This window comes from Tsukamurella sp. 8F (assembly GCF_029167375.1).
Lineage (GTDB): Bacteria > Actinomycetota > Actinomycetes > Mycobacteriales > Mycobacteriaceae > Tsukamurella.
Genome location: NZ_JARFTP010000021.1, coordinates 61,606 through 68,939 on the forward strand (window position 1 = coordinate 61,606; position 7,334 = coordinate 68,939).

9 protein-coding genes are annotated in these 7,334 nt (G+C 69.2%); 2 read left to right on the plus strand and 7 right to left on the minus strand.

The window, feature by feature from the left end; all coding sequences use genetic code 11:
* Positions 1-9 precede the first annotated feature (9 nt).
* Positions 10-984 (plus strand): ABC transporter substrate-binding protein, encoded by a 975-nt coding sequence (locus tag P0W64_RS16045; RefSeq protein WP_275481156.1) that lies wholly within the window; start codon positions 10-12, stop codon positions 982-984.
* Between the two features lie 22 nt (positions 985-1,006).
* On the opposite strand, the gene P0W64_RS16050 is transcribed toward P0W64_RS16045, so the two are convergent.
* Positions 1,007-2,293 (minus strand): carotenoid oxygenase family protein, encoded by a 1,287-nt coding sequence (locus tag P0W64_RS16050; protein ID WP_275481157.1) that lies wholly within the window; start codon positions 2,291-2,293, stop codon positions 1,007-1,009.
* Entirely contained in the window at positions 2,268-2,831 is a 564-nt protein-coding gene (locus tag P0W64_RS16055; RefSeq protein WP_275481158.1) for a hypothetical protein, read from the minus strand. The genes P0W64_RS16050 and P0W64_RS16055 overlap by 26 nt, the downstream gene beginning before the upstream one ends.
* Before the next feature lie 87 nt (positions 2,832-2,918).
* Between P0W64_RS16055 and P0W64_RS16060 the strand changes: the two genes are divergently transcribed.
* Positions 2,919-3,428: a PadR family transcriptional regulator gene (locus P0W64_RS16060; RefSeq protein WP_275481159.1), complete on the plus strand. Its 510-nt coding sequence runs from the start codon at positions 2,919-2,921 to the stop codon at positions 3,426-3,428.
* A gap of 1 nt (position 3,429) precedes the next feature.
* Here the strand turns inward: P0W64_RS16060 and P0W64_RS16065 are convergent, their stop codons facing one another.
* The 5 genes from P0W64_RS16065 to P0W64_RS16085 all read right to left on the minus strand — a co-directional run bounded on the left by P0W64_RS16065 (position 3,430) and on the right by P0W64_RS16085 (position 7,031).
* On the minus strand, positions 3,430-4,560 hold the full coding sequence (locus P0W64_RS16065; RefSeq protein ID WP_275481160.1) for a glycoside hydrolase family 76 protein: 1,131 nt from the start codon (positions 4,558-4,560) through the stop codon (positions 3,430-3,432).
* A 36-nt stretch (positions 4,561-4,596) separates the two neighbouring features.
* Positions 4,597-5,268, minus strand: a complete 672-nt coding sequence (locus P0W64_RS16070) for an RNA methyltransferase (protein WP_275481161.1) — start codon at positions 5,266-5,268, stop codon at positions 4,597-4,599.
* Entirely contained in the window at positions 5,265-5,816 is a 552-nt protein-coding gene (pyrE, locus tag P0W64_RS16075) for an orotate phosphoribosyltransferase (protein ID WP_275481162.1), read from the minus strand. The genes P0W64_RS16070 and pyrE overlap by 4 nt, the downstream gene beginning before the upstream one ends.
* Positions 5,813-6,511, minus strand: a complete 699-nt coding sequence (locus P0W64_RS16080) for a hypothetical protein (protein WP_275481163.1) — start codon at positions 6,509-6,511, stop codon at positions 5,813-5,815. Before P0W64_RS16080 ends, pyrE begins: the two co-directional genes overlap by 4 nt.
* Before the next feature lie 82 nt (positions 6,512-6,593).
* Complete coding sequence (locus P0W64_RS16085) at positions 6,594-7,031, minus strand: hypothetical protein (RefSeq protein WP_275481164.1); 438 nt, start codon at positions 7,029-7,031, stop codon at positions 6,594-6,596.
* Positions 7,032-7,334 lie beyond the last annotated feature (303 nt).

Genomic DNA, 7,334 nt, shown 5'->3' on the forward strand with positions numbered 1-7,334 from the left:
CCTCACCGAATGCGCCATATCCGGCTAGCCGCCCTCCTGCTGTCCATGCTGCTCGCTCTCGTGGCCTGCGGATCGGGAGGCGAGACCGCACCGTCGTCGTCGGCCGCGGCCGACGGCGTGACCGTCTCGCACCAGTACGGCGAGACCAGGATCCCAGCGCATCCGGCCCGCGTCGTCACCCTGAGCCACCAGTGGTCGGATTCTCTTGTCCGACTCGGCGTTCCGATCACCGCGGAGTTCGTGCAGCAGGGTTACTCCGGTAAGGACGACAAAGGGTTCGAGTGGACGCCCCAGCACACCTCCGAGATCGTCCCGGTCAACAGCGACAAGGGCGTTCCCGATTCCGAGCAGGTGCTGAAGTACCGCCCGGACGTCATCCTCGCGGGCTACCTCCCCAATCGCGAGGCGTACGACGCGCTCAGCGCGATCGCTCCCACCATCCCCGTGATGACACCGGGATCGACCCTGGACAGCTGGCAGGATGTGCTGGAGACCGCCGGCAAGATCTTCGGCAAGGAGTCGCTGGCCGCGGACGCGAAGCGCGACGTGGACGCACAGATCGCCGCCGTCCACGCGAAGTACCCTGCGGCCGAGGGCAAGACGTTCGCCTTCGGCCAGCTGACGGCGCAGCGCACATTCGGTATCGTCACCTCCGAGACGGATCCCGCCGCGAAGTTGCTGGCGCAGTTCGGCCTTAAGGTGTCTCCAGCAGTGAAGAGACTGTCCGACAACGGCTCCCGTGTAATCGTCTCCCCCGAGCGGATCGACGTGTTGCGGGCGGACCTGCTGGTCTTCTGGGCGATAGTCGGCGACCCGGGAACACTCCGCGACATTCCGGGCTGGACGGCACTGCCGGCGGTGACGGCGGGAACCACGGTGTTCCTCGCCAACGACACCGCATCCGCCTTCAGCGAGCCTACGGTGTACTCCGTGCCGTGGGCGACGAAGAAACTCGAGCCCGCACTCGCGAGGCTGCGGGCATGAGCAGCGCCGCCGCCGGCGGCACCTAGGCGGCGAACCAATCTCCGTGGAACCCGGCAGGGACGCGGACGCCGAGGTGGACCTCTGCGATGGTCGCGAGGTCGACGGCATCGAGGACCACCAGGTCCGAAGCGTCCAAATCGGCGCGATACACATAGCCCAACAGGTAGCCACGCCCGTCGGCGGACGGCGCGTATGCGAATTCGCCCGGCCTGTCTGGACCGAACTCGCGCACCGTCGGGTCTGTTCCGTAGCGCGCGAGGTGGTGGCTCCCGACGGCCCAGGCCGCTTCGTGTGTCAGCCCCGCGCGCCGGTCGTCGATCCGCGGGAACTCCACTGCGCGATCGTCCAGGGCACGCTCGGAGACCGTTCCCGCGACCGGATCGATGCGCCACTCGTGCATCGTGCCGTCCGGGTCGAAGTCGCTGCTGGACGCGACCCACATCTCCGGATAGCGCACGGCCTGCAGCACGATGGTGCCGCCGTCCTCGAAGGCGTTCGCGACATGGAAGACGTAGCAGGGCTCGATCTCGATCCACCGCACCCCGGCCGACGGGTCGTCGCGCCGCATCACGCCGATCCGCGCGCCGTATTCTCGGTTCCACCGATACGGCATGGTGCCCGACTGCGCGAGAGCGAGGTCGAAGACCACCGGCAGGTCGAGGAACAGCACGTGTCTCCGGGTCAGCGCGAAGTCGTGCATCATCGTCAACCCGGGCACGTCGACGGGCTGCTCGACGACCAGTTCGCCTGCCGCGTTCGCACAGTGGTAGGTGACATACGGCTCGCGCAGGTTGCCGTATCCGAAGAAGTGCAACTCACCTGTCATCGGGCAGATCTTGGGATGGGCGGTCATGGAATCGGCTAGCGCGCCGTGGAAGTCGTATGCGCCAACGGTCTCGAGGTCGCTGGTGACCTCCCAGGGCAGCGAGGACTCGACCAGCGCCAGCATCCTGCCCCCGTGCCGCACGATGTGCGTGTTCGCCACCGCCACATGGAGATTGCGTTCGCCGGTCGCGGGATCGTAGAGGGGCGTCGTGTCACCCTCGAAGATCCCGGTCCGGACCCACCGGTTGCGGTACCGCTCGGCCCGCCCTCCGCGCAGGCGCACACCGTGCAGCATGCCCTCGCCGGTGAACCAATGCGCCGACTCCCCACGCGGATTCGGACCGTTGCGCACATACCAGCCGTCTAGGTCGGGCGGCAGCCCGCCCGTCACAGGCAGGTCGCAGGCGTCGATCTCCCGGTCGACGGGTGCGAACACGCCGGTCAGGTGGGTCGCAGACTCAGTTGTGTTGGACGGCACCGACATCGGATACTCCTCGGGTGAGATGGGCTGTATAGCGGACTGGGACGGCGATGGCGAGCGGGACGACCACATAGGTGGCGAACCGGCCCGGCGCGCCGAGGATCAGGACGGCGAGCAGCAGGATCAGGCCTCCCACAAGGAAACTCAGGAGCCACGCTGTCGAGATGCGGACGTTGAAAGCGTGGAACTCGGGTAGCGCCGCCACGTCGGCGGTGACCTGCCTGCGCGCGATGGCCTCGGTGAACGGTCGCCCCGACAGGAGTCCGACTCCGACCACCGCAGCCAGTGCGAACTGGGACGCGACACCCAGACCGTTCGCGACGAGGGGTCCGTCGGCCACTGCGATGCCGCCTGCGATGAGGAAGACGACTGCGGTCGTGAGGTCGATGGTGAGCTCGGCTGGACGGACTCCCCGCGCAAGCCGCATCCCGGTCAGGACGAGAGCCACGGCGCCCGCGACGGCGACCGCCGGCGCGACGGAGACGAACGACGAGACGACTGCGTAGACGATCCACGGCAGGACGCCGAACAGGACGGGCATGGCGACTCCCTCGATATTCCATAAGTGACATGTCAAGACTGACATTCCACTACAGACATGTCAAGAGTGAGGGGTATATTCGTCCGAATGAGCCTCCGATTCGCGACCCTCGGCCTACTGGCCCGCAGCCCCGGCAGCGGATACGACCTGCTGAGGCGGTTCGAGCGGTCGATGGCCAACGTCTGGCCGGCGACGCAGAGCCAGCTCTACGGTGAGCTCGGGCGGTTGGAGCGAGACGGGCTGATCGAGATCGTCGACGAGGGCGCGCGCGGCCGTAAGGTCTACGACGCCACCGAATCCGGGCGCGCAGCTCTGCGCGAGTGGCTGACCAAGGAGTCCGACACGACGCCGCGCAGCGCCCGCCTCCTGCGCGTGTTCCTGTTGCCCGAGGCCGACCCTGACGCGGCTCGCGAGTTCTTCCGCCGCGAGGAGCAGCATGCCGAGCGCGACCTCTCACACCTCGAGGAGATCCTGCGTACCAACGACTGGGCGGACACCGACCACGATTTCGGCCGTATCGCCCTGGAGTACGGGTTGCGCTTCCATACGATGGAGATCGAATGGGCCCGCTGGGCACAGAAGCGATTGGGCACCTAGCTCAACGACTGACCGACCAGGCGGCCTCCATCGCCATCCACCCCGATACCTGCACCGACATGTCGCGCTCCGGAGTGTCGGACGACGTCACCGCGCCCCCGACGAAGCGTGCGCGGCCCCCGCCCTGCCCGGGCACCACGGCATCGCGCGACCAGTCCGCGGAGAAGAGCACGTGGCCGTCGACGGTACGGCTCCCCTTCCAGGCCGCCTCCGCCGAGGCGAGCACGAGGTCACGCGCGGCGGCACGCACTTCGTCGTGGACGTGGCCGTCCCCGTCGAGCGACGTGGCGGCGAACGCCAGGTAGCGCAACAGGATTCCTGCGAACAGGCCCCCGTCGCCGCCGCCGGCGCCCTGCACCACACCATCGTGGGACAGGTGCTCGGCGACGGCCTGGACGAGCGAGCCGACACGCTCGGCGTGCCGGGAGTCGCCGTCGGCGGAAAGCTCGGTCTCGAGCCCGATCACCACGCCCTGGCAGTACGTATACTTCTCCGGGTGCAGCTTGCCGGGGCTGCCGTCGGGCAGGTTCGGGTCCACGCCGTCGTCTATCAGTCCGGTGTCCGCATCGACGAGGCGGCTCTGCAGCCACTCCGACATCTCGCGCGCACGCGGCCGGTTCCCGCTGCGCGCCAGGAAGATCGCGGCGGGCCCGTTGGCGGGCGCGTTGAGGAAGACGTCGGAGCGGCGCCACGGGATGCCACCGCCCACCTCGGGCACCCACGCGCGCATGAACTCGACCGACAGCTTCCGCTGTGCCGCGTCCGTGTCGATCCCCACGAGCCGCTGCGCGCGCTCCAGCGCGAGGGCGAGCCACGCCATATCGTCGTAGTACTGGTTGGCCACGTGGAAACCGTTGCGCACCAGGTGTCCTCGGATCAGGCGATGCACCAGCGCGGCGGTCTCCGCCGAGCCGGTGCGCACGTGGGCATCCACGACGGCGTCGATCAGATGCGCCTGCCACCAGAAGTTCCAGCTCGCGAACATCCGGTCGCGCCGTGTGGGCGGATATGCGCAGACGCCCAGCGCCGTGGTCGGGATATGCCACAGGCGGCGGATATGCCGCTCCGTCACCGCCTCCTGCGCGGCGGCGGCACGCTGCGCCCACACCGATTCGACACCCGTCACAGCCATGCGCGCCATTCTGTCACCACACCGGCCGCGATGCCCTCACCACGCCTCATCCAGGTCGGCGTGACGTGCGACCCACGCGTGCATCGCGATTCCCGCGGCGACCCCGACGTTGATCGACCGGGTCGACCCGAACTGTGCGATGGACACCGTCTGCTGCGCGATGGACCGAGCATCGTCGGTCACACCCGGCCCCTCCTGCCCGAACAACAGCAGGCAGCGGCGGGGCAGTTCGAACCGCTCCAGCGGCGCGGCTCCGGGTAGGTTGTCCACCGCCACGATCGGCAGGTCCTCGCCCGCGCACCACGCGGCGAGAGTCTCGGCGTCGGGATGGTGCTCGATGTGTTGGTAGCGATCGGTCACCATGGCGCCGCGGCGATTCCATCGGCGTCGGCCCACGATGTGCACGCGCCGTGCGAGGAACGCGTTGGCCGTGCGGACCACGGTTCCGATGTTGGCGTCGTGCCCCAGGTTCTCTATCGCGATCTCGAACGGGTGCCGGCGCCGGTCGAGTTCCGCGACGATGGCGTCTCGCCGCCAGTAGCGGTACGCATCGACGACGTTCCGGTGGTCACCCTCCGCCAGCAACTCCGGGTCGAAGCGTGGATCGTGAGGCGCCTCGTCGTGCTCGTCCACCCAGGGCCCGACGCCGACGGTGCCGCGGCCCGGCAGCCCGGTCACCCATTCCGTGGGACCCGGATCAGGATTCACAGCCCGAGGTCGGCGAGCCCCAGCACGGAGCGGTACGCCAGCCCCTCTGCGGCGATGACCTCGTCGGCACCGGTGGCACGATCCACGACGGTGGCGACACCGACGACGAGCGCGCCGTGCTCGCGCAATGCCTTCACGGCCGTGAGCGGCGAGTTGCCTGTCGTGGTGGTGTCCTCGACGACGAGTACTCGCTTGCCTACGACGTCGGCGCCCTCGATCTGCCGCTGCATCCCGTGTGTCTTCGCGGCCTTACGGACGACGAACGCGTCGATGTCGCGTCCCGGGGCGTGCATGACGGACGTGGCGACCGGGTCGGCACCGAGGGTCAGTCCCCCGACGGCGGCGTAGTCCCAGTCGGCGGTCAGGTCGCGGACCGCGCGCCCGATGAGCCGGCTCGCCTCGTGCTGGAGGGTCGCACGACGGAGGTCGACGTAGTAGTCGGCCTCCCGCCCGGACGACAGTGTCACACGGCCGTGCACCACTGCCAGTTGCTTGACGAGTTCGGCGAGGCGGTCGCGGTCGGCGGGGCCGAACCCGGCGTCGCTCACCTGACGCTCCGCGACACCGAGCCTGATGCACGCGACGGAAGCGGCTGCCCCGGGTCGCGCGGGGTGGGCGGAACGGCGCGACCGCGGCCCTCGGGCGGCAGTACGCGGAGCAGATCCCGGAACTGGCGGGCCGCCTCGAGCGCCTCGTCGATGTCGGCGTCGATCTCGGTCAGCGGAAGGGCGGCCAGCGCCCAGGCACCCTCGTTCCACAGGGACTCGATGTGCGCGGGTACCTGCTCGGCGAGGCGCACCAGGCGCGGATCGCAGACACGGCGCGCCACGTCGGCATTGTTGGTGTAGAGGACTCGGGGCCCGACGGTGCCGAGCGGGTCCATGCCGGGCTCGCGCGGAGCCTCGACGTCGGGGGCCCGCAGGTCCAGCAGCACGCCCGATGCCCCGTCGCGCGCCACGGCGACGACGGTGACGGCGTCTCGCACGTCGAACACATACGCCGGCGCGCCGAAGTAGGTCCCATGCGCGACGTCGACGACCTCGGCGTCGCCGGGGACGTTCATGCCGCCGCGATGCCAGCGCTTCGCGAGCGCCGGATCGGCTCGGTCGAACACGAACTCGCGCTGCGCGGCCCAGTCGGCGCGGGCGCGGTGGACGTCTGGCTCGTGGGTGCGCTCGTACCAGACGAGGGCAGCGGCGCCCGCGGCGCAGAGCACGGCGAGGGCGAAGAACAAGATGTACATCGGGCCCCAGCCTAGCGAGGCCGGAGGCCGAAGGTGTCCCGACACCCGGATGGCGGGACGGGAGGCCGCGTAAGCGGTGCCGTCACCGCGAGCCGGAACCGGTGCCGGCCACGGAGATCTGGCCGGAGTAGATCGCGAGCGCGGTAGCGCCGTCCGCACTGACCTCGCAGATCACGACGTCGCCGACGTGCAGATCCGACAGGGTGCTGCCGTGGGTCGTGGTGACCTGGGTGCGGCCGCTGGTCTTCAGGGGAACGCTGGAGCCGCCGGGGTGGGACTGGACGGCGATCTCGCCGTCCTCGATGCGACTGATGCTCCCGACGACTTCACGCCCGGGCGTGATGGCCACGCCCCGCACGTGGCGGCTGACCGGCGTGCCGTCGTCCTGCATCGCGGAGGGCTGGACGGCCTGGTGCGCTTGACCGGTCGTGTGCAGAGCCCATGCGATTCCCGAGCCGACGATGCCGACGCCCAGCAGACACATCAGGGTGGCGAGCCAGGGACGGTCACGTTTGCTCATGCCACCGTCCTTTCGCCTCGGCCTGCAGGGTGTTCCCTTTCGATCGTGCGCCCTGTGAGGCGCGATCCCGCTCGAAGGTAGGTCGCGTGTCTGAGAGCGGTCTGTGAATCTTCCGAAATCCGGCGGTCAGGTGCCCCACAAGGAACCTGCGTCACTGGTGTCCGTCGAGTTCACTCGACTCTCCACGCGCCGCCGCCCACCCTACGCGTCCATGCGACGGCGGTACGCTCGATTTCGTGACCGGGCCGAACTACCGCGTCGCCGAATCGTTGTGCCGTCTGACGATTCAGGGTGCTCCCTAAT

Bases quoted from the DNA above. Each gene is read 5' to 3' on its own strand.
- P0W64_RS16060 (WP_275481159.1), top strand. From the start codon at position 2,919: ATGAGCCTCCGATTCGCGACCCTCGGCCTACTGGCCCGCAGCCCCGGC.
- P0W64_RS16055 (WP_275481158.1), bottom strand. From the start codon at position 2,831: ATGCCCGTCCTGTTCGGCGTCCTGCCGTGGATCGTCTACGCAGTCGTC.
- P0W64_RS16050 (WP_275481157.1), bottom strand. From the start codon at position 2,293: ATGTCGGTGCCGTCCAACACAACTGAGTCTGCGACCCACCTGACCGGC.
- P0W64_RS16080 (WP_275481163.1), bottom strand. From the start codon at position 6,511: ATGTACATCTTGTTCTTCGCCCTCGCCGTGCTCTGCGCCGCGGGCGCC.
- P0W64_RS16085 (WP_275481164.1), bottom strand. From the start codon at position 7,031: ATGAGCAAACGTGACCGTCCCTGGCTCGCCACCCTGATGTGTCTGCTG.
- P0W64_RS16065 (WP_275481160.1), bottom strand. From the start codon at position 4,560: ATGGCTGTGACGGGTGTCGAATCGGTGTGGGCGCAGCGTGCCGCCGCC.
- P0W64_RS16045 (WP_275481156.1), top strand. From the start codon at position 10: ATGCGCCATATCCGGCTAGCCGCCCTCCTGCTGTCCATGCTGCTCGCT.